At 34.4% G+C, this 24,264-nt stretch carries 23 protein-coding genes and 1 pseudogene; 8 read left to right on the top strand and 16 right to left on the bottom strand.

Annotation, left to right across the window (positions count from 1 at the left end):
- The first annotated feature begins 34 nt into the window (after positions 1–34).
- Positions 35–907, top strand: coding sequence for a glycine betaine ABC transporter substrate-binding protein (locus AB9L17_RS04260; RefSeq protein WP_223552860.1), 873 nt, complete (start codon positions 35–37; stop codon positions 905–907).
- A 335-nt stretch (positions 908–1,242) separates the two neighbouring features.
- Here AB9L17_RS04260 and AB9L17_RS04255 read toward each other — a convergent pair whose 3' ends face one another.
- From AB9L17_RS04255 to AB9L17_RS04245, 3 genes are read right to left on the bottom strand one after another with little or no spacing between them, the layout of a single operon-like run.
- Positions 1,243–2,022: an aminoglycoside adenylyltransferase domain-containing protein gene (locus AB9L17_RS04255; RefSeq protein WP_223552862.1), complete on the bottom strand. Its 780-nt coding sequence runs from the start codon at positions 2,020–2,022 to the stop codon at positions 1,243–1,245.
- 15 nt (positions 2,023–2,037) lie between these two features.
- On the bottom strand, positions 2,038–2,622 hold the full coding sequence (locus AB9L17_RS04250) for a TetR/AcrR family transcriptional regulator (protein ID WP_068983402.1): 585 nt from the start codon (positions 2,620–2,622) through the stop codon (positions 2,038–2,040).
- Complete coding sequence (locus tag AB9L17_RS04245) at positions 2,589–2,786, bottom strand: hypothetical protein (RefSeq protein ID WP_068983403.1); 198 nt, start codon at positions 2,784–2,786, stop codon at positions 2,589–2,591. The genes AB9L17_RS04250 and AB9L17_RS04245 overlap by 34 nt, the downstream gene beginning before the upstream one ends.
- 403 nt (positions 2,787–3,189) lie before the next feature.
- Between AB9L17_RS04245 and AB9L17_RS04240 the strand changes: the two genes are divergently transcribed.
- From AB9L17_RS04240 to AB9L17_RS04220, 5 genes are all read left to right on the top strand, one after another.
- Complete coding sequence (locus tag AB9L17_RS04240; RefSeq protein ID WP_068983404.1) at positions 3,190–3,912, top strand: response regulator transcription factor; 723 nt, start codon at positions 3,190–3,192, stop codon at positions 3,910–3,912.
- Entirely contained in the window at positions 3,909–5,306 is a 1,398-nt protein-coding gene (locus AB9L17_RS04235; protein WP_375200131.1) for a sensor histidine kinase, read from the top strand. The genes AB9L17_RS04240 and AB9L17_RS04235 overlap by 4 nt, the downstream gene beginning before the upstream one ends.
- An 84-nt stretch (positions 5,307–5,390) precedes the next feature.
- Positions 5,391–6,305, top strand: a complete 915-nt coding sequence (locus tag AB9L17_RS04230; RefSeq protein WP_068983406.1) for an ABC transporter ATP-binding protein — start codon at positions 5,391–5,393, stop codon at positions 6,303–6,305.
- Positions 6,306–7,046, top strand: a complete 741-nt coding sequence (locus AB9L17_RS04225; protein ID WP_068983407.1) for an ABC transporter permease — start codon at positions 6,306–6,308, stop codon at positions 7,044–7,046.
- 12 nt (positions 7,047–7,058) lie between these two features.
- Entirely contained in the window at positions 7,059–7,805 is a 747-nt protein-coding gene (locus AB9L17_RS04220; RefSeq protein WP_068983408.1) for an ABC transporter permease, read from the top strand.
- A gap of 1,186 nt (positions 7,806–8,991) precedes the next feature.
- Here AB9L17_RS04220 and AB9L17_RS04215 read toward each other — a convergent pair.
- The 5 genes from AB9L17_RS04215 to AB9L17_RS04195 form a co-directional block, all read right to left on the bottom strand.
- Complete coding sequence (locus AB9L17_RS04215) at positions 8,992–10,680, bottom strand: amidohydrolase (protein WP_223552865.1); 1,689 nt, start codon at positions 10,678–10,680, stop codon at positions 8,992–8,994.
- Between the two features lie 521 nt (positions 10,681–11,201).
- A complete protein-coding gene (locus AB9L17_RS04210; protein WP_175401665.1) occupies positions 11,202–11,357 on the bottom strand; it encodes a hypothetical protein in 156 nt (51 codons plus the stop codon).
- Positions 11,358–11,460: 103 nt separating this feature from the next.
- Positions 11,461–12,561 (bottom strand): PepSY-associated TM helix domain-containing protein, encoded by a 1,101-nt coding sequence (locus AB9L17_RS04205; RefSeq protein WP_375200754.1) that lies wholly within the window; start codon positions 12,559–12,561, stop codon positions 11,461–11,463.
- A gap of 691 nt (positions 12,562–13,252) precedes the next feature.
- Complete coding sequence (locus tag AB9L17_RS04200) at positions 13,253–13,711, bottom strand: hypothetical protein (protein ID WP_068983412.1); 459 nt, start codon at positions 13,709–13,711, stop codon at positions 13,253–13,255.
- 95 nt (positions 13,712–13,806) lie between these two features.
- A complete protein-coding gene (locus AB9L17_RS04195) occupies positions 13,807–14,139 on the bottom strand; it encodes a hypothetical protein (RefSeq protein ID WP_068983413.1) in 333 nt (110 codons plus the stop codon).
- A gap of 319 nt (positions 14,140–14,458) precedes the next feature.
- On the opposite strand from AB9L17_RS04195, the gene AB9L17_RS04190 reads away from it, so the two are divergent.
- Together AB9L17_RS04190 and xerA are read left to right on the top strand one after the other, a co-directional pair.
- A complete protein-coding gene (locus AB9L17_RS04190; RefSeq protein WP_068983414.1) occupies positions 14,459–15,010 on the top strand; it encodes a putative glycolipid-binding domain-containing protein in 552 nt (183 codons plus the stop codon).
- A 195-nt stretch (positions 15,011–15,205) separates the two neighbouring features.
- Complete coding sequence (xerA, locus tag AB9L17_RS04185) at positions 15,206–16,045, top strand: site-specific tyrosine recombinase/integron integrase (protein ID WP_068983415.1); 840 nt, start codon at positions 15,206–15,208, stop codon at positions 16,043–16,045.
- Between the two features lie 61 nt (positions 16,046–16,106).
- On the opposite strand, the gene AB9L17_RS04180 is transcribed toward xerA, so the two are convergent.
- The 8 genes and pseudogenes from AB9L17_RS04180 to AB9L17_RS25365 all read right to left on the bottom strand — a co-directional run.
- Entirely contained in the window at positions 16,107–16,634 is a 528-nt protein-coding gene (locus AB9L17_RS04180; protein ID WP_068983416.1) for a GrpB family protein, read from the bottom strand.
- Positions 16,635–17,137: 503 nt separating this feature from the next.
- Complete coding sequence (locus AB9L17_RS04175; RefSeq protein WP_375199215.1) at positions 17,138–18,493, bottom strand: transposase; 1,356 nt, start codon at positions 18,491–18,493, stop codon at positions 17,138–17,140.
- A 417-nt stretch (positions 18,494–18,910) separates the two neighbouring features.
- Positions 18,911–19,285, bottom strand: a complete 375-nt coding sequence (locus AB9L17_RS04170) for an STAS/SEC14 domain-containing protein (RefSeq protein ID WP_223552866.1) — start codon at positions 19,283–19,285, stop codon at positions 18,911–18,913.
- Positions 19,286–20,256: 971 nt separating this feature from the next.
- The gene (locus AB9L17_RS04165; RefSeq protein ID WP_223552867.1) at positions 20,257–21,216 is read right to left on the bottom strand and encodes a hypothetical protein; all 960 of its coding nucleotides are present in this window, start codon (positions 21,214–21,216) and stop codon (positions 20,257–20,259) included.
- 88 nt (positions 21,217–21,304) lie between these two features.
- Positions 21,305–21,982: a hypothetical protein gene (locus AB9L17_RS04160; protein ID WP_223552868.1), complete on the bottom strand. Its 678-nt coding sequence runs from the start codon at positions 21,980–21,982 to the stop codon at positions 21,305–21,307.
- A 214-nt stretch (positions 21,983–22,196) separates the two neighbouring features.
- Positions 22,197–22,664, bottom strand: coding sequence for a sensor histidine kinase (locus tag AB9L17_RS04155; protein WP_175401666.1), 468 nt, complete (start codon positions 22,662–22,664; stop codon positions 22,197–22,199).
- A gap of 418 nt (positions 22,665–23,082) precedes the next feature.
- Positions 23,083–23,943, bottom strand: coding sequence for a D-alanyl-D-alanine carboxypeptidase family protein (locus tag AB9L17_RS04150; protein ID WP_422655646.1), 861 nt, complete (start codon positions 23,941–23,943; stop codon positions 23,083–23,085).
- Positions 23,944–23,946: 3 nt separating this feature from the next.
- Positions 23,947–24,258 (bottom strand): annotated as a pseudogene (locus AB9L17_RS25365) (SH3 domain-containing protein); the annotation flags it as partial.
- Positions 24,259–24,264: the final 6 nt, after the last annotated feature.

Below are 24,264 nucleotides of genomic sequence, written 5' to 3'. Positions count from 1 at the left end.
TAGGTATTTTTTAATCCTAAGAAAGGGAGATTTTATGAGATTCAGTAATCTATTGAAGCTAGGATTAGCTTTAGGATTGAGTTTAATAGTAAGTGCTTGTGACTCAGATGGTAAAGGTACACAAAATAACGAAAAAAAAGAAGTGAACTTAGCCTATGTCGAATGGGACACTGAAATTGCCTCTACGAACATAGTAGGACAAGTTCTAGAGGATTTAGGATATGATGTAACACTAACACCACTCGATAATGGAATTATGTGGGAAGCTCTTGCAAACGGAGAGGTCGATGGTATGGTGTCAGCTTGGCTACCACAAACACATGCCCCACAAGTTGAGAAGTACAAGGAGAAAATAGTCGATTTGGGTGAAAATCTAACAGGCGCAAAAATTGGCTTAGTTGTCCCTAGTTATATGGATGTAAACTCTATCGAAGATTTAACAAATGAAGCAAATAAGACGATAACAGGTATTGAACCAGGAGCAAATATGACGGCAACAACAGAAAATGCTTATAAGGAATACAGTAACCTAAAAGGCTGGAATGTACTTACCTCATCTGCAGGCGCGATGACAGCAGCTCTTAGTCAAGCAATTGAAAAAAAAGAAGAAATCATTGTTACAGGTTGGTCTCCTCACTGGAAATTCAATGCTTTCGATTTAAAATATTTAGACGATCCTAAAGGTATATATGGAGCTGAAGAATATATTGGCACATTTGCACGTAAAGGATTGAAAGAAGATGATCCAGAAGCATATAGTGTTCTTGATAACTTCCATTGGACTGCAGAAGATATAGAAAGTGTTATGTTTGACATTATGGAAGGCACTGATCCTAAAGAAGCAGCTAAAAAATGGATTAAAGAAAATGAAGATAAAGTTTCAGAGTGGACAAAGGATGTAAAATAACACGAATGATAAGTTTTATATACTCAGCTAGCAGTTTTACATACCGAGAAGCATTTCATAATAATTGGTAAAAAATCTGTCTTTAGAGATCCTATCAAAAAACGTGAAAAACATAAGCTAAGCGGTTTTTACCTAAATAGTCGATTCCTAGTACAATAAGGAATCGACTTTTATAATTTTTTTATGCGACAATCAGGCCCAACTGTTGAACAATGAATCAAATAATTTATGAAAGCGATATGGTTCAAACTATGTACTTTTCCTTATAATACGCTTCGCACCTAGTATAACGAGTGATACAACGATCCCCCAATATGATATTACTTTTTGAAGACTTATCTAGATAAAAAAGCCTGATTACAATACGCTCTCAAAGAGTTTATAAAATGGATCGTTGCTTTCTTTCGTTCCCATCGATTTTTATAATTGGACTTGGCTTGGTTTCTACCTCTAATTCTAAGTGCCTCTTGAAGAATGTCAGAATAGGTTAAATCGAAGTCCTTTATTACTTCTTCACAGGCCCGTTCCTTTGACGTAATCTTTCCTGTTTTCAATGTATAATACACTCGACATAAGGTTAAGACAATGAACTCAATCCAAGAATCGAATAAAAACAAATAGCTTCGGGAAGCTTTGTTCGCTATATAGTGGTTAAGATTGTACTCCATCTCCTGCATAATATCCTGCCAATCTATGCTTGAGTAGTATGTAGAAAAGTTAGGGCCGTAAACAGCATATGAATCATGAACGAGCTGATAAACCGCAACTTTCATAAGCCTTCTTTCCCCCTTACACTTTGTACCCTCAAAAAAAGGGAAAGATTTATCTAAATCCAATTGGTTCTGCTCATTCAAGGATAAGTACTCACATTCAAATTTTTTGACTAATGGATTTCCAGCTCTAATATTCTTATGAAGATACGATAATTTTTTTAACTCTTCGCCCGTCATTTCTCGACTAAAAACCGTCACAAAATCAATATCACTGCTCTCAGGATGAAAGGCATCTAAAACGGATGAGCCATATAAATAGACACCTAGAACTTGATTGGGGAACATTTCATTCAAGCTACTACTATAGAGCATCATTACTTTCTTGACTTCATTATTGATCATGTTTCTTTAACCCCTTTATGTTTCGAGTAGCTTAACTCCTTGTTTTACGATTCCTTCCCATAATGGATATTTTTCAGGTTCAAGCATAATCATTGTAAATCCACTTAAGAAAGATAAATAAGCCCACGTTTTATCGCGAAGTTCTTGTTCGGTTTCATTTAAATTAGAGCGCTCCTTCAACAATCCAGTCATTCTCTCCACAAACTCATATGTGATGGAAACGGCTTCTTGCTCTAGCTCTGGAAATCTCCCAGCTTGGGAAAACAGGTATTGTAAAATTCGTAGGTTTGTTGGATCTTCACGATACTGCCCCACATGATGCCTCACCATCTGCTCTAATTGCTCTGATCGTTTTAAGCTATCTGGTAAATAAAGTTGTCCTTCTCTAGTTTCTTGAAATGCTTCTTTGACGGTATTCTCAAACAAATCCTCTTTGCTAGGAAAATAAAGTAAAATTGTAGCAGGATTAATTCCTATTGTCTTCCCTATACTAGAAAGAGTAGTCTTAGAAAAACCCTCTCTAGGAAATTGCCTTTTTGCTTCTTTTAATATGGCATTTCGTTTTTCTAATCTCTGTTGATTGTTGATTGTTCTTGCCATTCATCATCCCTCACTATCAATTTAGCCTTGGCGTAATTGCGTCCGGATTTTGAATTGTGCACACACAATTCATTCCTTTCAAAATTCGTGACATCCGCCGGGGCTTTATCTTCATTCAGTATGCGTTTGAACACCCACTGAAAAGAAACCACTTCCGCTTCCATCTCACCGCCTCCAGAGGTAGGAGTCTTCCGTAGCTGACGAGCTTTGCTTTCGCTACAAAAATATTTGCTGAATGAAAATAAATAAATAAACGTTTATTTATTTATTTTAAATGAATCGTACTTGGAAGTAAATACCTTTTAAACACACAGATTTATTGCCTGCAATAATTGTACCATTTGAATCCATCCATTCATCTTTGTGTATTTTTACACTATGTCTAATCTCTACTATTAATAGCTGGACATTTCCCTTTGTAAAGTGATAGATCATTTAGGTATATCGGAAAATAATAATTCTTCCCTACAATTGGTAAGAAAAACCTCAAATTACTATTCTACTGTGGAATGAAAATGGTACATTAATTATTAAAAGTAATATTAGAAAGATATTGAGGTGCAATAAATGATACATAATATACCGGATCTTCATACAAAGAAAATTCTTATAGTAGATGATGAAGAAGAAATTTTGAATTTGCTAGAGGATGTTTTAAGGAAAGAGGGATTTCAACATATTTATACGTATACAACAGGAGAAGATGGCGTACGGATGTGTAGGCAAATACAGCCAGATCTTATTTTATTAGATATTATGCTTCCAGATATAGATGGATTTACTGTTTGTCAGCAAATTCGACAGTTTACATTCGTTCCAATATTTTTCTTATCGGCGAAAAATGAAGATTTAGATAAAATACTTGGATTAAGTATAGGTGGCGATGATTATATTACAAAACCTTTTAGTCCAAAAGAAGTAGCATATAAGATGAAAGCGTTTTTTAGACGTAATCAATATCAAGAAAAGGTTCAGTCTATATATCAGTTTGGAGACGTTACGATTGATGAAGCACAAGGGACAGTGTTGAAGGGGGATACATTACTAACTTTAACAGCAAAAGAATTTAACATCTTACTATTTTTAGTAAAGAATCCAAATCAAATTTTCAGTAAAGCCCGATTATACGAAGCTATCTGGGGAGAATCATACTTAGGCAATGATAATATTCTGATGGTGCATATGAGGCATTTAAGAGAAAAAATTGAAGATAATCCTTCCAAACCACTTTATCTTGTAACAGTAAGGGGACTAGGATATAAACTTCATACAAAAGGTGAACTTAGATGAAGTGGAAAGTCACAGGGCTCTATATCGCATCATTAATTGGATTAACTATGTTTATCCTAATCGCTCTATTTTTTGCTTTTAGTTATTTAGTATTTTCTTATAACCCTGAAGGAATGGACGATCCAGAAGGCTTAGTAGTGGATTTTCGAAAAGAAATAATTGTAGAAGATGAAAATGTTTCTATAACGAATACAGGTAAAAAATTTTTACAAGAGCATGGCGCATGGTTACAAGTATTAAATCATCATAGCGATGAAGTATTTCAAATGTATAAACCAGAAAATACACCTACCCACTATTCCCCTAGTGAGCTGATTTTCCGCTATAAATACGCTGTTGGAGATTATACAACGTTTGTGGCTAAATTAGATAACAGTACACACGCTGAAAGTTATATTGTCGCTTTTCCGTCGAAACAAGCATTACGAAAATCTGTCTATTTGAACTTCAGTAATTTATCTAGCCTCTATCCATTTGGGATTTTAATGTTACTAGGCGTAACAGTCCTTTGCATTTTATTATTTGCTTATATTGTGGCAAGGTATATGTCAAATCCTGTTGTTACGATAATTGACCATATTAATAGACTAAAACAAGGTCACTATCAACAAGTATCCGCAAAAAAAGGGATTTATGCAGAGGTATATGCAAATCTGAATCAGTTATCACATCAATTAGAGGATATTAATGTTCAAAGAAAAAAGATAGATACAATGCGAGAAGAATGGATTGTCAACATCTCTCATGATTTAAAGACGCCACTTTCTTCTATTAAAGGTTATAGTGAAGTTATAGCGAATCAAGACTATAAAATAACGGCACAAGAAATGTATAAATATGCTGATGTAATTCAAAATAAAGCCATTTATATTGAAAAACTAGTTAATGATTTAAAACTAACGTATCAATTAAAGAATGCGTTGTTGCCTATCGAAAAAACTACAGTAGATATTGTAGATCTTACTCGAGAAACGATTATTGAATTTATGAATATGCCTTATTATAAAAATCAGCTGATTGAGTTTGAATGCTCTCTGAAACAACTACTTATAAAAGCAGATCAGGGATTAATTCATCGTGTACTAGTAAACTTATTGAATAATGCACTCATTCATACTGATATTGACACATTCATACAAGTTCATATAAAACAAACGTCCACACACGCCATAGTTACAATTGAGGACAATGGTGACGGAATAAATAAAAATGAATTACCACATATTTTTGATCGCTATTACCGTGGTACAAATACTGATCCAAAAAATAGTTCAGGTTTAGGAATGGCGATAGTAAAGGAAATCATTGTAGCTCATAGTGGAGAAATTGTAGTTGAAAGCAGCAAAGGAGACGGTACTAAAATTACATTTCAGCTTCCATTAGAAGAAAATTAAGCGAAACTTAAGGTCATCTCAATTGAGGATTAAGCAAGAGCTTTCATAATAATTGATAGCTTAATCAAAAAAGAGGTGCCGATAATGGGAACTTATATTGTTGAAACAGAAAATCTGACAAAGTCATATGGGGCTGGAAATAGTGTGAGTCAGCTACATATGAGAGTCCGTGAAGGTGAAATTTATGGATTTCTAGGACCAAATGGAGCTGGAAAAACGACGACAATTAGAATGTTACTAGGATTAATAAAGCCGACTACCGGTAATATTAAAATATTCAATAAAGATTTGAAAACAAATCGATTAGATATTTTAAGAGATGTTGGTTCTCTTGTTGAATCACCATCTTATTATGGACACTTAACAGGTTATGAAAACCTAGAAGTAATTCGGCAAATGTTACAAGTACCGAAAAAGAATATTGACGAGGTATTGCGTATCGTCCGATTAGAGAAACAAAAAGATAAACTAGTTAAACAGTACTCACTTGGCATGAAGCAACGTCTTGGCATAGCAATGGCGCTACTTGGAAATCCCAAATTATTAATTTTAGATGAACCTACAAACGGGTTAGACCCTGCCGGAATTCAAGAAATCCGTGAGCTCATCAAACAACTACCAAAGCAATATGGTATGAGCATTATTATTTCTAGCCACTTGTTAAATGAGATGGATCAAATTGCAACACAAGTAGGCATTATTAACAGTGGACAGCTTATTTTTCAAGATAAAATTGAAGTATTACGTCAAAAAAGTCAGGCATTAATGAAGATACGTGTAAATGACGTAGTAAGAGCACATCAGCTTTTAGAACAGCATCAAATTCATCTTAGAATAGATGGTGATTATCTTATTACGCATCAACAAGAAGATCACTTTATTTCCCACATAAATCATTTATTAGTCCAGCAAAATTTATCAGTGTATCGGATTGAAGAAGAAAAACATACGTTGGAAGAAATATTTCTAAATTTAACGGAAAAAGGTGGTGTTCTATAAATGATCGCTACCTTAAAAAGTGAATTATTGAAATATAAAAGGAAGAAATTACTTTTAGTAGTATTTTTAATACAGTCATTGGCATTACTTTGGTTATTTGCCATTGTGTCACAAGAAAAAAAGGAATTTCTAAATTGGGAATCGCTTCTTTCAAGAGTAAGTATGATAAATGCTTTATTTTTACCTATAATGATTGCAATCATTACTTCCCGAATAATTGATTTTGAAAACAAAGGGAATACATGGAAGCTATTGTGTGCAATTCCCACATCAAGACAGCAAGTATATATGTCTAAAATTATTTTTAGTATCGTTTTTCTTATCTATGCAGGTGTAATTTCTATTTCTGCACTTATAGTAATAGGAAAAATCTTCAATTTTGAAAGTGGAGTCCCAGTAATTTTATTGCTGAAATACGGTCTTTTTACCATTATAGGATGTATTCCTATGGTTATTTTGCAACTCTGGATATCTTTGATCGTGAAAAATCAAGTATTTGCTTTAACAGCAGGCGTAATAGGCTCATTTCTCGGATATTTCGGGCAGATGTTTCCTTGGAAAGCATGGATAATTTGGACTTATTCCTCAATGACAAATCCTATCTCTTGGGCGTTTTCCAATGGAAAAATAGTATTTTTCCCAAACCAAGAAGTCATGATGAGTCTTTCGTTAAGTTTAGGAGTTAGTTTATTACTTATCATTCTTAGCACTGTTCATTTTTCACACAAAGATATTCATTAGGAGGATGCAAATATGTTATTAAACTCATTTCGATGTGAACTAATAAAATTAAAACGTTCTAAAATATGGATTGTAATGACACTCCTTCCGCTTTTTTGTATTACGCTTGGACTCATAAACTTTCGAGTAAACTATGATGTCTTAATGGACAGCTCAACAAATGAGTGGGAGCAAGCTTGGACACAAGTTGGTTTAATCTATGGATTATTTTTATTTCCTGTCATAGTAAGCATTTATTGTGCATTTGTATGCCGCTTTGAACATAGTGAAGGAAATTGGAAAAAAATTATCTCTTTACCCGTTCCATTTCGAAACGTCTACCTTGCAAAGCTATTAGTCATCTTTTTGTTAACTTTCTTGACTCAAATATTTTTTTTAATTGCATATATCGTAATTGGTAAGCTACTAGGTATTACAAGTCCTATCCCTTGGCTTTCATTATTAAATTGGTCATTTAATGGATGGATTGGCACATTTTCAATTGCTGCTCTACAATTATCTCTTTCGTCATCAATAAAAAGTTTTGCAATTCCAGTTGGAATAAGTTTTGGTTTAACGTGTATCGGAATGATATTTCATTACTTAAATATTCCGTATATATGGCCATTCGCGCAACCAGGATTTGCAATGGATCCAATTCATTTAGAAGGCTTGCAAACTTTCCTTCAGTTCAGTGGATTTTATTTGTTAAGTTTCTTATTTGTTATGATCTTTACTTTTGTTGGCGTTCGAAGATTTACGATAAAAGATATTATTTAAATATGAGGACATGAATAAAAAGAGCCGACTTTAACTTTTGATTGGTCAGATTTGGCTCTTTTTATCGTCGCTTAAAACGGACTCATAATCGGTAATTGCCGATTAAAGCTTGGCACTGGTTGATAGGTTGGGTTGGTTTCTTTAGTTGATAAATTAAGGATAATAAACGTCGTTTCCTCTACTTCGTCGGTACGAATGTAACCTTCAATAATCTGAATAGTATTTTCACTAATTTCACTAATTTATTTATTGGCGAATAGTAGAATCGAGTTGAACACTTTAGAATAATAAAAACATCGTACGCGAAATCGTTTATTAGGAGGTTCCTAGACCAACCAATAAAAAGGGATTTCGAGTACGATGCTTGAACGAAATAAGAAACCTCGCCTTACACAGTTTCAACGTGTAGAACTTCAAGACTACTTAAAAGTTGGAATTACAAAAATAAGAGCGAACTTGCGTGAAAACTCAAGGTTTCGCGCGGTAACGCTCGTAAAGTTAGCCCGGTTTTTTTCGCAAATTGACCAATTGAATACATATTTTCAACTCCCTTTTCTTCAGTATAAAATCTACCGTCAGATACAACTACTTTCATTCACTTAACAAAAAAGAACACAACCTATCGCGTCTTTAATAAATGAAAATCTACTATAATTATTACGACGATTTTTATTTCTGTGAAATTATGAACCACACTTACTTACGTTAAGGTTCACCGAATAGTGGCTTACTCAGGTTTTTATTCTTCAAAGAAATCCAAATATTTTTTTTTGTAACAAAGAATTCTTCATTCCTTCTCCCCATTATTTAAAAATTAAATCTGTTAGCTGATTACCATCAATCAGTGACGTAATTATTTCAGAAGCGATAATTGCATTCTTTAATGAATCAATACACAGTTAAAAGGAAAAAAATAAATAGAACAAAGCAATAGGCCACTTCCTGTTCAAAATCGAACAAAAAGTGGTCTATAATCATTACAAATTTAAAAATTTTTTATTATCCCTGAAAAATACCGAAGTCACCCTGCTTGTAGCATAAGCTACAGATCTATCTTGTATTAAACTGTCCATTAATAAGGACCAAAGCACGCACAGCTATAACTGCCAGTTACTTACCTATAATGACATCATTCTGGTCAATTTAGTAATATCCTTATTTGATTAAAGGGTATCCTTAGATTCTTTTACTCTGCTAACCTTTGAAGAGGTCCTTTAACAGAATTTATTTTGCCTGGTGGTTTTGTACCAGAATCAAATGAAGGATGACGGAACACCTCTTGCCCCTCAAAGAAAGTCATTAAGATCTTCGTATCGTTAATCTCCTCAACTGGAATTTCGAAGAGATTTTTCTCTAAAACAACTAGATCTGCTTTCTTACCTACCTCAATAGATCCAATTTCATCTTCTTTGAACAATAAATGGGCGCCATTTAATGTATAGCTAGTAATCATTTGTTCAAGAGAGGCACTTTCTTCGGGTATAAGTTTCCCTTCCTCATCCTTTGCTATCATACCTCCTTGAATGCCATCCATAGGCCAGAAATCATTTACAGGAAAGTCACTCGATGCGGAAACTGGAATTCCCATATCAAAATAACTTTTCATTCGTGTAACTCCCCAGTAAGAACCAGGCTGTGGAGATGGTATTACACCTAATTCCTTCATCCGTTGCAATTCTTCATCACTAGGATTAGGCAGATGAGTAATCACATGTCGAGAATCCCTTTTTCCATTTTGTGCAGCTGCCTTTTCAAACGCATCTAGAGACGCGTTCACCCCAGGACCAAAAGCGTGAACAAAAAATCTAAAACCCTCTTTATCCGCAGCAGCTACAACCTTCTCTAAATGATCTTGCTCCCAAGTCGATTTAAAGTCTTCGCCATCTGCAAATATTTTCACGGAATTTGCATTATACAACCTTCCTTGATGTCCATCACGTAATTTTTTAAATCTCTCAACTTGCTCTGGACCTTTCGATTCATTTACCCATAACGCGATTTCGTATCGCAGAGTCAATTTACCCTCTTTTTCTAATTCTTTTAATGCATCCAGCAAAGTTTCGTGTGGCGATTCTCCAGCAAGGGGGACGAAAACAGAGGTTGTCCCTCTTTCAGCAGCCATTTCCTGAAAAGCAAGAATTCCCATTTTATTTTGTTCTACTGTAAAGTAAGGTTCTGGAAGACCTTCAACCAAAAGGGCAATACCAGTAAATTCGCGTATAATTCCAGTCGGTTCTCCAGTTACAGGGTCGCGTTCAATAACTCCTCCTTGTGGGTTAGGAGTATCTTTATCAATTCCTGCTAATTCAAGGGCTTTTGAGTTAACCCAAATCGTATGATGGTCGTTATCAATCATGACAACAGGTATATCGGAAGCGACTTCATCAAGCAATTTTTTAGGAGCTAATTTTCTACTTTCACTCTCTTTTTTGACTAAGCTCTTATTCCAGCCAACACCGCGTAATTGTTCTAAGTTAGGATTTTTTTTACGGAACTCCTTAATTGATTTTGAATACTTTTTCATTGTTTTGTACGGATTAAGATCTAACCAAAAAAGTTCTTCCGATTTAGCGTACATATGACTGTGGGAGTCGATAATTCCAGGTATCAGCATTTTATCCTTTATGTCAATCACTTTCGTGTCGGTTCCTTTGAAAGCTTTCACGCCTTCATTGTCACCAACATAAACAATTTCTCCATCCTTTATAGCAACTGCTTTTGCCATACTTCGATTTTCATCTACTGTATACACAAAACCGTTTTTAAAAATTAAATCGGCTTTGAGAGCGCTTTCAGAAGCGAAAACTGATTGGCTCCCCACAAAACTTGAACACAACAGCAAAAATATAAGAAAATAACTAAACTTTTTTTTCAAAAACGATCACTCCTTATTTGCTTAGTATAAAGTTTCATATCCGATAATTAACGAATGAGCATTCCTATGTGGATACCATCATCACATGGAAAAATACATGAAAGCCTTTCGGGTAACAATGTCATGGACTTAAATGATTACTACTAGTCAATTGTCATCAAGCACCTCCCTGCAAATAAAACGATTGCAATTTCTTCAAAATACAAACCTGACTCCTACCTCCTTTCTGAATATTAATAGTTAATTATATTTATCTGTAACAATGAACGGTACCTACAGAAAGAAGGGAAATCATTCATGCATTCTATCATTTTGTTGGAAGGATTTAAGCAACATCGATGTAAGCAGTTGCACAAAATTGCATGATGATTTCATAGAGGCCGGGACATAACTGGTCAAAACCTTAAAAAGCGCAAGAAATCAATTTTGAAACGTTGATTTCTTGCGCTTTTCTTATGTAAAATTTTTAAATTTTGCTTTGAAAATATACTTATAGCCCAGCCTCAAACGAATAATATAGCTTATGATAGCAATACCCTCTCGCAAAAAGCAATGTATGCTTCAGGTAGTTCGAATCCTTCTTGGATTAGTGTCCCCATTACTTCAATAGGATTGTAATATTTATCATCGGAACTTTCTTCAAAGCTACAAAAAATAGGAAAAAGCCCTTTTTTCATTAAGGGCTTTTTCCTGTTTACAAACGTATCAACTATCAATATTTATTGAATAAACAACATCTTCGAAACTCTCCAAGTTAAGAGATTTCTCATCGCCGTGTGTTTATGCTACGACTTTCGAGTCGATTTTCTGTTTCCGTTTATTCTTGTTCTTTTTCTTATACCACCACATATAGACACCTGTGAACATCAATACAGATGGCGTAAGACCGCCGATAGCATACAAAATTTTAGTAAATAAACCACCAAAACTACCTGTATGTAATGGAAGGTGCCATGTTTGATACACAAGTCCACTATCAACATGTGGATCTAACTTGCCCACTACTTTTCCACTATACTGATCTAACCAGACTTTTACATTTCCATTCCCTGGATCGAATGAATCGCTGAGACGAAATTCTACTGCGCCTTCTGGAGTTCCTTTTTCCGCCTCTCCAGGCATTCGAATTTGCATAACTGTTCCCTGAGGTACTTCTTTTTCAGCCATACTTATCAATTCATCAAGTGGAAGCTTACCACTAGGAAGGGCTGTTGAAATAAGCTGCTCTTCTGGAGGCATCACCTTTGCTTTTGCACCAAACCAACCAAAAATCACTTCATCATATACAAAAAGGGCTCCTGTTAACGAAACAACCAATAAAAACGGAATGGACACTCCACCAATGACTTTATGTAAATCATATTGTCGTATAAAAGGGTTGGCATTTCGTCTTAAAGTAAACCCACGTGCCAATTTTTTTATCCCCGGCCACCATAAATATAATCCTGATAATGTAATGAAGAAGAAAATAAATCCGATTATACCGATGATTTGCTCACCATTGAAATCTTTTAATAGCAGCTTTTCGTGAAACTCCGCTATTAGACTAAATAATGCTTGATCCCCTAATGTTCCATTTATGTTTCCTGTTCCTGGATCGACGAATATCTTTTTTTGTTCTTCGCCTTCTTTAAGACGGAATAGGTAAACTCCTCTAGCTTTAGGTTCACTTGGCGTGTATACACGGTCAATTTGACCATTTGGATATGCTTCTGATACAACTTCTATGGCTTGCTGGTATGTAACTTTTTCTCCTTCTGTTACTTTATACAAATTAGGATGCAGCAAGTTGTTTAGTTCAGGTTCAAAGACTAGCAAACTTCCTGTTAAGCCAATCAGTACTATAAAAATTCCCGCTAGCATACTAAGCCATAAATGAATTTTTGAGATGATTCTACGTGTTTTAATAAAAATTGCCTTCTTTCCAAAAATAATATGAAATTATAACGTAGTTTACTATAGAGAGAATGATTATCATTGTCAATATAAAACTACTAAAATTATGTTAATATATTTATCTTCAATCACATTTAATGATTATAAATACCTAAATAACCAATTGACGAATCGGTAAAATAGTTTCATTCATCGTTTCTTAAGGTTGGATGTGCTTAGTCATGGAAATCGTTTTCTAAGTACATTTCTTTTTCTTCAAGTTATAGTTTATATAGATTGAGGGAGTTTGATCTTTTGTTAAGTGGTTATAAATGTGATACTGACCTTTCCAATTTCGATTAGCCATATCTATCTAATCGATTAAGTAAAGGTCAAATGTTTATGAAGGATTTTCATGTTAATAGCTACTGTTAGATATGTGTGAGGGTATAGCGAGGAATGCGAGAGAAGGTTATGTAGCGAGTGGATTAACACTAGGTATATCTTATAGCAAGCATGCCAAAGAAAGGCTTTAATGTTATGCCTTTTTCTTGGCTTAAGTTTCATGTGGCAATTAACTTCTTTATAAAAAAATTTGATTATTTTTGAAATCCTTATTGCAATAATGGCTCCCGTTTTAGTACATTTATTCACAAACTTTTCCATTCATTGGATTGTTTATAAAAGGCTGTTTTCTTTATTTTACAGCTTCTTTAAAAATGTTTAAAAAGTTGTTATCGTCCTCGAAAACATAGTTTTTCGTATTGTGGTTTACATAAACTACGCCATCGTCTATATTTAGCCAAAATGAACTCAATGAATCAACAGTGAAGCTTACATAATATTGATATTTAAAGGTAGCTCCATTGTACTTTTTAAATGTTGCATTTTTAAAACTATTTATAAGCTCTTGCTCTATTTCTTTTGAAATTAAAATGTCTGAAGCTGTTGGTAATGGATTTTCCCTTTTGGGTGTCTGGTCCGTTGTTCTAATTGCTACGGATGCATTTTCTGAGCTTAAATTCCCATTTTCAAAACCTAATATTTCATTTGAAGAATAATCCCTATATTCATCATACAAGTCTTTCCCTTTTATTAAACCAACAAGGCAAACTATGACGATTAAAATGGTGTAAAAAATTTTCTTTACGTTCAAATACACACCCCCATCTTTTTTTATTTATTATAGATTATACATTGCAACTCTTCTGCCCCATTAGCACAACAAGAAAAAAGAGCTGCATATGCAACTCATTGTTCTTCAAGTAAAGCTCCTGTTATTAAATCAACATTGACTACCTCAAGTTTATAACTTTCCATATCAAGAGAATCTAAAATGTCTCTAAAGTATTCCTCTGTTTGTTCTTTGTATTGTGTTTTTCCAATTCTAACTGTAAGGACGTTTTCTTCTGGGCTTAATCCCATAGAGTGTACAGTAAATTTCTCTTGTGCAACATCAAAAATTTGACCAGAAAACATTTTTTCAATACCATTTGCAGTATCGTTCCCTTCAAATTCATCTTGTGCGATAAAGAGGATAAATCCAGTTACAACTATACATAGCCCAATAATAACCTTCTTCAAAAAAATCACCTCCAACTTCTTTATCACAACTTCCTTATTTGGTAATATATTCTATCGAAACAATTCGCCATTCACTTAAAAATTTCCTTCTTTAACTAAACTGTCCGTTACTTTAAGTACCATTCTTTCTATTATATTTCAAGTGTGTTTTTCCACAATCTGAACCTTAGCATAAAAAAGAGCACCATTCCTGATACGGAATTTCGCCCGATTATGTAACAAGAGTATTATATTGCTTTTTGTGCTTTTTTTAAATATATCCAATTCTATGTTTTTTTGATAAAATTTTTTATTATATTAGTAAAGGCGTTGATAGATTATGAACAAGGTTGCAATATGGGAAAACCTAAAGTCCTTTGGTACGGAATTTTTAGAAATTATTACCTCAGATACTTTGTCGAAAGTAAACAGTACAGTTATTTCTACGGAAAATGGTATTCCTTATAAAATCGACTACAATATAGAAATAAATGATTGGTTCATTAAAAATCTTAATATTGAAATACCTAACAAAAAAAAATCTCTTTATATTGAAACTAATTCTGATCTACAATGGTTTGACCAAAAAGGGAACGAAATTAAAGAACTTTACGGAGCAATAGATATCGATATTTCCTGTACCCCTTTTACAAACTCATTGCCAATTAATCGGACAAAATGGATAATAAATGAACCTCAGATTTTCAAAATGGTTTTTATTACAATCCCTGAACTGAACATTAAGAAAGTAGAGCAAATCTACACACTTATTGATGTGGGAAATGATTATCGAATGTTCCATTATAAAAGCGGTTCATTCGAGTCTATGATCAAAGTCGATAGTGATGGTTTAGTAATTAATTACCCAAAACTATTCAATCGAAAGTATTGACCTCAAAGCTCGGATAATCGTCCGAGCTTTTTTACATAACTATCATTGTGTTTCGTACTTTTGTTTCAATTACGAGGTTAATATACCCCTTCTTATTCAACTAACCTGCTCCGTTAGTAAAATCACTCCTTATGTTTAGAATTCTATTAAGTTGGCAATAATCCCTTTTATATTACTACTTTAGGGGGAATGGAATTGTTACTGTCAAAAGCATGGACTTTGTTTGAAGCTGATAAACGAATAGAGGGCTTTTCGCCACAAACGCTGAAGGCCTACCAGTTACAGTCTTTTCTATTAATTGGTTATTTTAAGGATATAGAGATGGAATTGCTTGACACTAATCAACTGAAGGAGTATCTTGCTATATCCGGCAAGCACTTAAAACCAGCCAGTCTTGCACACCGTATCCGCTTTATGAAATCATTTTTTCGTTGGTCTCATGAAGAAGGATACCTGAGTAAGAATCCAACTTCCAAAATTAAAGAACCGAAAGTAGGAAAGCGTATACCCAAGTATTTAACCGAACGGGAGATTGAACACCTTCGTGAATCCTGTCATTCCGCAATGGAAAAAGCAATTTTCGAATTCATGTTTTCTACTGGTTGCCGAATTGGAGAAATAGTTGCGTTAGAAAAGAACCATATTAATTGGTCCAATCAATCCGCAATCGTTAGAGGAAAAGGTGATAAAGAAAGGGAGGTTTATTTTAATACGCGTTGTGACATATGGCTTAAACGATATATTGAAAACCGTACTGACAATAATCCTGCCATCTTTGTGACAGTAAGGCAGCCACATAAAATGAGTGTTGCCCAAATGCGATACATCATCAAGCGGATATCAAATCGTGCTGAAATCAATAAAGAAATTCATCCACACCAACTTAGACACAGCTATGCAACTCATTTGTTGAACAATGGAGCTCCAATAGAAGTCATACAAAGTCTTATGGGGCATGAGAAAAGCGAAACAACTAGGATCTACGCTCAATTAAGCGGGAGGCTAAGGAAAGAGTATTATCAGAAGTGTTTTTAAATGTAAAAGGAGCAGTGTCTTAAAAGACATTGCTCCTTTTGACTAAATCGCACCCGTTAGTTCAACAAGAGGTTCTTTTTAAACTCCAGTTTATAGCTTTTTTTACTAATTCGTTAACAAAAAATTCTTTACCTTCTTGATACTTATAAATATCATTTGGAAACTGTTTTGCTAATTTTATTTTTAAATCCCCGTAACTTCTTGCGTCCTCTGGATTATTAATTAAGTATTCCTTGAAATCTAAATGTATCCTAATATTTTCATTTCCCTCTTGATAGATATGTACGTGGTGGGTTCTTCTTTCCTTATTCTTCGGAAAATACCTTCTACCTGGTATGCCATTTTCACCTCTAGGGTCATACCCTATTGAAGACATTTTTTCGTTGTATAAATCAACTTTCTCAATATCATTCACAATAACTAAGATGTCTACAATTGGTTTAGCAAAACCAATTGTCGGTATAGCTGTACTCCCTATATGATGAATTTCAAGCAATTCATCTTTAAAAATATCTTTAAGTATAATTTCTTCTTTATAAAATTGTGTTACCCAATCCTCTGTCCAAGGACGTATTTCAGCTTTTCTCATCGGCACCCCTCATTAACTTAAAATTTGATTTTATTTTGGTGATTCCTTCTTTCACTAAATGCCCCGTTAGTTTATTAAAAAAAGAGTTGTCTTAACAGTTCAAAGTTCACCCCCGATAGTTTAAGTGTGATTCTTCACAAAATCTTAGAAATTCGCAATGAAAAGCGGATCACATCATATTTATTAAATTCCTCATATTGTTCAGTTAGGTCATATTGAATTTTAATGATACACATTGTTCCATTAAGTACTTTATCATATAATTTTAATTAGAAAAATTTGGAGGTATTACAATGGATTCTTCATCTATATTCACCATTTCTATAGCAATGGCAGCTTTCGTCATCACGGGTATTAATGAAAAAAAATTAAAAAATTAGAAAAACGTATCGAAGAACTTGAAAAAAATAAGTAATTAATTCAATATAGTTGAATCAATTTCATAAATCATATTTTTCAAAAGCCTAGACTACTCCTATTAAGAAAACTTGCGTTTTTAAAAATTATGCTGCTTGAATTTGTACTTGTGAAAAAGCATTCAGACGATCCACCGCTAACTTGCAGGCATTATAAATAAACGTCACCAGGTTGAAATGTAGTTTAGCTTTTCTTCCTGTTCTGTGACGGACATTGTTTAACTGAAAATATTGCTTTAGGTATGCATTTACACGTTCAACGGCTGTACGTTCCTTATAAAGTTGCTTCCATAGTTCGGAGCCTCGTGCTGGATAAGTGAATTTTCGTAAATCCGTGTCACATTTGATTTTGAAACCTTTCTGACAGAGGGAATCATCACGTAACGGACAGGTTGCACATTGCTTTGGTCTTGTGAATTTTAGTGTACGGTACTTTTCATCGAAGCTGTCGTAACGGTAGCTATGTTCACGTACACAAGTCGGTCTGAAATTCTCATCAAATCCAAGATATTCGCCTTCATTGCGGACATTATAGGGAATGACTGCACGCATTTGATACTTATGTAGTTGACGGTAAATTGGTTCATAATCATACCCTGCATCGAATATAGCGGTCGTGAAATGTTCAGGAAATTGGTTTTCTACTTTCTTTAAAAGAGGAATCGCGGCTTTACTATCTGACAAATTGGCAGATGTCATAAGGCGTCCAACGATATATTGCCCTTTTGTTGTCACGGCGAGATGACCTTTAAAGCCAAACCAAAACGTATTTTTGCCGTCACTGTTCTTTTTGATGCCCCAATTCGGTTCGATGGGCGCATCTTGCCACAGTGTCTCCAGCGGTGTGTCGAGTTGGTCCTTGATTTCTTTTTCATAAGTTGACTGATTGGCTTTGATTTCTACTTGTTTCGTCAGCCAAGCATCGCGTTCTTTTTTTGATTTCCGTCCTCGTTTTTTAAGTGGTGTAGGTTCTTTTTTCTCAGAAGGTTTCGCTGCATCGCGTGATTCGAAATGCGTGGCATCAATCGCGAGGTGCTCATCACAAAGAAACCCTTCTATAAAGGCTGTTTCAATCAATGTATCTTGCATGCAATCGAGGACATCTGATTGACTAATGACGTCGATCATACGCGAATAAGACGCTTCAGAAGGCACAACATCTGAAACAAGAAAACCACAATCTAAGCGGAATAAAGGGTCATTGACCAAACGTTTGATTAAATCCTTAATCGTTGGAATACGCTCGACAATGCGAATAATCAGTGATTGGATCATCGCACCATAGTTTAGTTCACGTGGGGCACCACGCAATGTCCTTTTTAAAAATAACTGAAAAATAGGTTGTACGTCGAAAGTGGCAAAAATCGCATCAAAACGACGGGAACTTTCCATTTCCAATAATTCTTGGATGTCAAATAGGCTCATTTGCTTTACAATAGTCATAGGGCATTCACCTCATTCAGTATGTTAGTTTCGTCGCTATCATTATACCGAATTTGGGGAGGTGCCCGTTTTTTATTGTTTCAGAACCCCTGATGCTAAAGGGATTAGAATTATGAAATTAACTCGTTATGAAATTTATAGTTTCACTTTAGGATATCTGTTTAAAGTAACCTTCTACTCCTTCTTATTCAACTAAACTGTCCGTTAGTTCAATAAGAAAAAAGAGCTGTCTAAGCAGCTCTATGGTCTTCAAGTAAAGCACCCCGTTAGCCATCCATGTAGCGCAAAAACCAGCGCTACTCCACAGAAAATGAAAGATGATTACGTTCTTTCATGAGAGTTCTATAACATTTTGTTGTGCTAAAACAAACTGTGAATTGAAAAGTTTTCTACTAGAAAAACAGGATTAGAAATCCATTATTTATAATTAGTAAGCCAGTCAATTAATTGATTATAGTTACTGGAGAACATTACATTGCCTTTAGTATTAGACTTTTCAAGATGAATTAGAATATCCCCTTCTTCTAATAAAAAAGCGACTGCAATAGAGTTCTCTAATATATTATTAGAGAATAATTTATCTTTCCACAATTTTTGTACAGAATAATGCTCTGGAGTATAACCTTTACGATTAACTAACAACTTAAACTTTTTGTCTTGTTTAATAAATGAATAGCACGTTTTTTCAAATGAATTAAACCATGTGTTTACATCAGCAAGAGTTATGTAACCTGTCAAATTAGTAATAATAATATCTTCAAAAATGGATGTACTTACATTTTTAACATTCAATTAAAAAACACTCCCTTTTTATCATTATAAACCAAATAATGTAAGTGGGTATACATTTTAATATTGCACAGTTCGAAGACATTACGCTTGTTAAATTAACCTGCACCGTTAGTTTAAGTACATTTCTTCACAATCTCCAAAGTGAATTTTCCAATAAAAAAACCGAGGCTGGGACAGAACTTTGAAAAATAGCGAAAACAGATAATAACTTTTTCGCTTCAATGAGTAGAATATTCCTTCCTAAATCAAAAAATGTTAGACCAATTGCAATCGATCTAACATTTTTTCTTTTTGTCCCAGCCTCCATCTTTTTTATTCGAAAACAGAAGTGACAATATTAATTATAATTATTTCTTTAGTATTCCACGGTATGGGTATGTATTTTATAATTAAAAATACATGTATAGGACAAATAAAGTTGGAAATGCAATACCTTATAAAATGTGTGTTCTAACGTTTAATGATAAAACAAACACCTTATTAAACTAAATTGCTCCGTTGAATAGCAACAATCTTTTAGAAAACAACCTATATCTTTTATTGCTTAGAAGTTTAAGAAATAGACTTTAATGTACAAATAATTGATATAAGCTCCTTTTAAATACTGCAACATTAGATTGATTTAATTGTTGTAGTGATTTTGTTGTTTAATTTTTGATGTAAGATACCCCACTCTACTAAAAAATATAATAATAACGTCGTTTTAAAATCTAAGTTTTATTCTACAATAGCGCCCATGAGCCTCCTCGGCAATGTCTACACCGACAACTAGATGCATTGAGGAAATGTTTTCAATGAGTTGTTTTTCTTGTCCTACGATTTAAACTTCATCGTAGAACATCCTCCTGGATGGTTGGCTTTTGAGGTATCGACCTCGTATGCAACTCTATCGTACCGAGGCGCTTTTTTTTTGCAAAGATCAAATTTTTCGTTTCATAGGAATTCTATCGGGATCTTAAATCTACAAAGACCTAATTTAGCAGTTTGAAAGATTTATTAATATTCAAATCACCGTACAGTTGGTCAAACAGCTTGCCGTCTTTCGACTGGGGAGCAAACGGATTGGACTGCGGTACTGTATACACATACACCATGCCGTTGGCTTTCGTAATGACGCTCCCTACAGGCGGGCCTTCTTCGCTGGAGAGGCGACTCCAATCATTTTTGGAAAATACGGAGATCATCAGCAGCATCTCAGTATCTTTTCCATTTTCGGTAGTATAATCGAACTGCACGACATGCTTAGCCGATGGCATGATTTGATTTGCATTTTTACCTGAATATTGGCTTGTTTTGTAATGTCCGTTCCATGAAACAGGCAATTTAAAAATGAAGTTTGCCTGAGAATTCGTATATAGTTCTTGGTTATCCGCCAAAACATTTTTGAGTTTCTTTCCTTCCCAAGTTAAGATCAGATGATCCACGTAACCACCATTTCCTCCTTGAGGGGCCGTTACGATAATATCGTTGACTTTGTTGCCTGTATAGTCACTAATAATCAACTTTGGTTCTCGGGCAGATTCCCCATACAATTTTCCATCCGTCCCTTTGAACATCCAATCATATTTTATGTATCTTTTAGTTTTTCCCTCCTGCACGATGATGGATAAATCATTCGCATACGCATCTAGTTTTCCATCAATCTTTTCTTTTGTACCCACCAATATCACATTGTCTTTAACTGAATTACCGTCAATATCGGACACTTTGCAGTCGAGTACATACGTATTTTCCTTAAGTTTAAGTTCGGGTACTCTAAATTTTTGACCAATTTCTACTTTTGGCAACGTTTTTTCGGATTGCTGAGCCACCACTTTTGGATCTGAAGCTGCCTGTTTTGCCATCGAAACTTGTGGCGCCCCAATTCCAACTGCACAAATTAAACCTGCCAATGCTAAATAAGAAATTTTCTTTACGTATTGCTTCTTCATTTTCTAAACCTCCATTTATTCATTTTTGTTTCTACATAAGTAAGACGTATGAGGTCCCCTAAAAAGTTTTTTTATGACACTCTATATATTACTTATTGCTTGTTTCTACTTGCTTGGCGTCTGTTACTTTTGCAGCTTTTGTCAGCTTTCCTTCTTTTTCAAGCTGAGCAATTAGCTCATCTAACGTCATTCCTTTTTCTTTAGCCATTTTTTCTAAATTGACAGGTTCATTAGATTTTGAGTTTTCCGCTGATTTAGTAGCCTCAGTTGTTTCGACAGCTTTTGTCAGCTTGCCCTCTTTTTCAAGCTGAGCAATTAGCTCATCTAACGTCATTCCTTTTTCTTTAGCCATTTTTTCTAAATTGACAGGTTCATTAGATTTTGAGTTTTCCGCTGATTTAGTAGCCTCAGTTGTTTCGGCAGCTTTTGTCAGCTTGCCCTCTTTTTCAAGCTGAGCAATTAGCTCATCTAACGTCATTCCTTTTTCTTTAGCCATTTTTTCTAAATTGACAGGTTCATTAGATTTTGAGTTTTCCGCTGATTTAGTAGCCTCAATTGTTTCAGCAGCTTTTGTCAGCTTGCCCTCTTTTTCAAGCTGAGCAATTAGCTCATCTAACGTCATTCCTTTTTCTTTAGCCATTTTTTCTAAATTGACAGGTTCACTAGATTTAGTAGTTTCCCACATGTCGTTGCTCGCAGCATAGGCAGATCCTGCAACAACAGATAACCCCAGCATAAGTGTAGCAATTGTTAATGTTTTCTTCATATTAAATTCCTCCTAAAATATTTTTAGCCTCTACCATAAATGAATACTGTAATTAAATTGAATCAGGTTGGTTGCCTGCATCCTTTCTATTAGATGTTACGAGTGTATAACAATCCATGTTAAATCCTTGTTAAGAGAAATACTTCTTGAAAATTTGTAAAAAAAAAGCTTTAAATAAACAGGGTAAACTGCCATTCAAAGTCTTTTTCATTTTTTATATACCAAGTGTAATTTCTAAACAAGTACCGCAGTTTTCGTTGTCAGTAACAACGATAGTTCCGTTGTGCTTGGCTATGATACTTTGCACAATGGAAAGTCCCAAGCCTGATCCACCCAATTTACGAGAGCGTGATTTATCCACTCGGTAAAAACGCTCAAATATATTCTTTTTTTCCTCATCAGGGATACCAATTCCCGTGTCTTTAATTTTAACCATTATCTTCTTATTATCAGATTTGACATTAATCATTACCTTCCCGCCGTCAATATTGTATTTAATACCATTTTCAACAATGTTATAAAACGCTCGATAAAGTAAATCTGTATTTCCGCAAACAACACTATTATCGCAATCCCAATATAGTTTAACCTCTTTTTCATCAGCGATATGAGATAGTTCAGAAACAATATCTCCAAAAACATCCTTCAAGCAGATGGTTCCATTCTCAAATCCATCATTCATATTTGTCATATCTAAAAGGGTGAATACAAGCTCGGATAATCGCTGTGTTTGCTTTTCAAAAACGTTAATGAGTGCATCAATTCTTCTGTAGAATGTGCGTTTTTCTTGGAAACGATGGACATTCCACCTACCAATGATGAAATAGCGGAGCTAACGCAATCTTTTAATGAAATGACGGATAAGTTAAACAATGCTTTTATGATGCAAAGCCGTTTTTCCGCAAATGCAGCCCACGAATTCCGAACCACTTGTGGTTTTAAAAACAAAGGTCGGTGTATTAAACTGAATATTCTGATAAATAATTACATGTATTTTGCAAAAAAATGCAACTTTACACGGAGCTTGCCCACCTCTCCGTGTAAAGTTGCAACTTAATCTTATCTTTGTAAACTCTTATTTTAAAACATCATAAACTAACTTATTTAGTACTAGATTTGGAATAATACTCTTCAAGAGTAATTCCTTTACCCATAATAGTTTGGGCTATTGATTTTCCTACATATCGAAGATGCCATGGCTCGTATTGATAACCAGTAATAGACTCTTTTCCTTGAGGATAACGAATGATAAATCCATAATCAGCTGCATGTGATTTCAGCCATTTTGCTTCTTTAGTACCGCCAAAACAATCCTGTGCCGCACATTTACCATTCCCTCCTGTAACATCAATGGCAAGACCTGTTTCATGCTCACTTGTTCCAGGTAATGCACTATACGTGATGGCTTTGTCATAACCATCCCTTTTTACATAATTATTAAATAGGGTAACTTGTGTCGCATGTGATCTGTATGCAGATACACCAAGAAGACTCACTCCTTGTTTCTTAGCATCGGCAAATAGTTTGCCAATGGCTATAGATGCTTCATTTCGCATTTTTCTTTTTTCTGTCTTTTCTTTAAAAATAAAGGGTATTGAAGTATATACTAAGTCTTTTGGTACATAATTTTCTGGGAGCTTATTTTTTTTATTAACTAATACTGAAATACTTTCAGGCTGTGTAACAACATGAATAGTATCAGATGAAGAATTGCTTATTTTTACATATTGACTGCTGACATAACCTGTTTGACCTTTTATGCTAACCTTTAACCACCCATTGGAAGCTTTCCCAGTAACCGTTAACTGCGTTCCCTTTTTAACCGTTGTTATTATTTTATTAGCGGTAGAAGGGCCGGTACGGATATTTAAATTATCAGTTGCTGTATAGGTTGTAACTGCTACATTAGATTTATTTTCAGGCTTTTTAACAGCATTACCTGTAGAATTGGTTACTTTCACATATTGACTGCTGACATAACCTGTTTGACCTTTCACGCTAACTTTTAACCACCCATTAGAAGCTTTCCCTGTAACCGTTAACTGCGTTCCCTTTTTAGCAGTTGTTATAATTTTATTAGTGGTAGAAGGCCCCGTACGGATATTTAAATTATCAGTTGTCGTATAGGTTGTTGTAGTTGCTGCACTAGCTATATTCGGTCCAAATCTCTCAATATTTGATAGATTAAAATCTATGGGACATGCAAATAAAATAGTGAAGGCAAAACCGATAGCTACAAATTTTTTGTTCAAGAAAGTTCTCTTAAATTGTGTCATTTTAAA

Source organism: Lysinibacillus sp. RS11, assembly GCF_042019215.1.
GTDB classification, from domain to species: Bacteria; Bacillota; Bacilli; order Bacillales_A; family Planococcaceae; genus Lysinibacillus; species Lysinibacillus xylanilyticus_A.
This window is presented reverse-complemented; position numbering and strand designations above follow the sequence as displayed.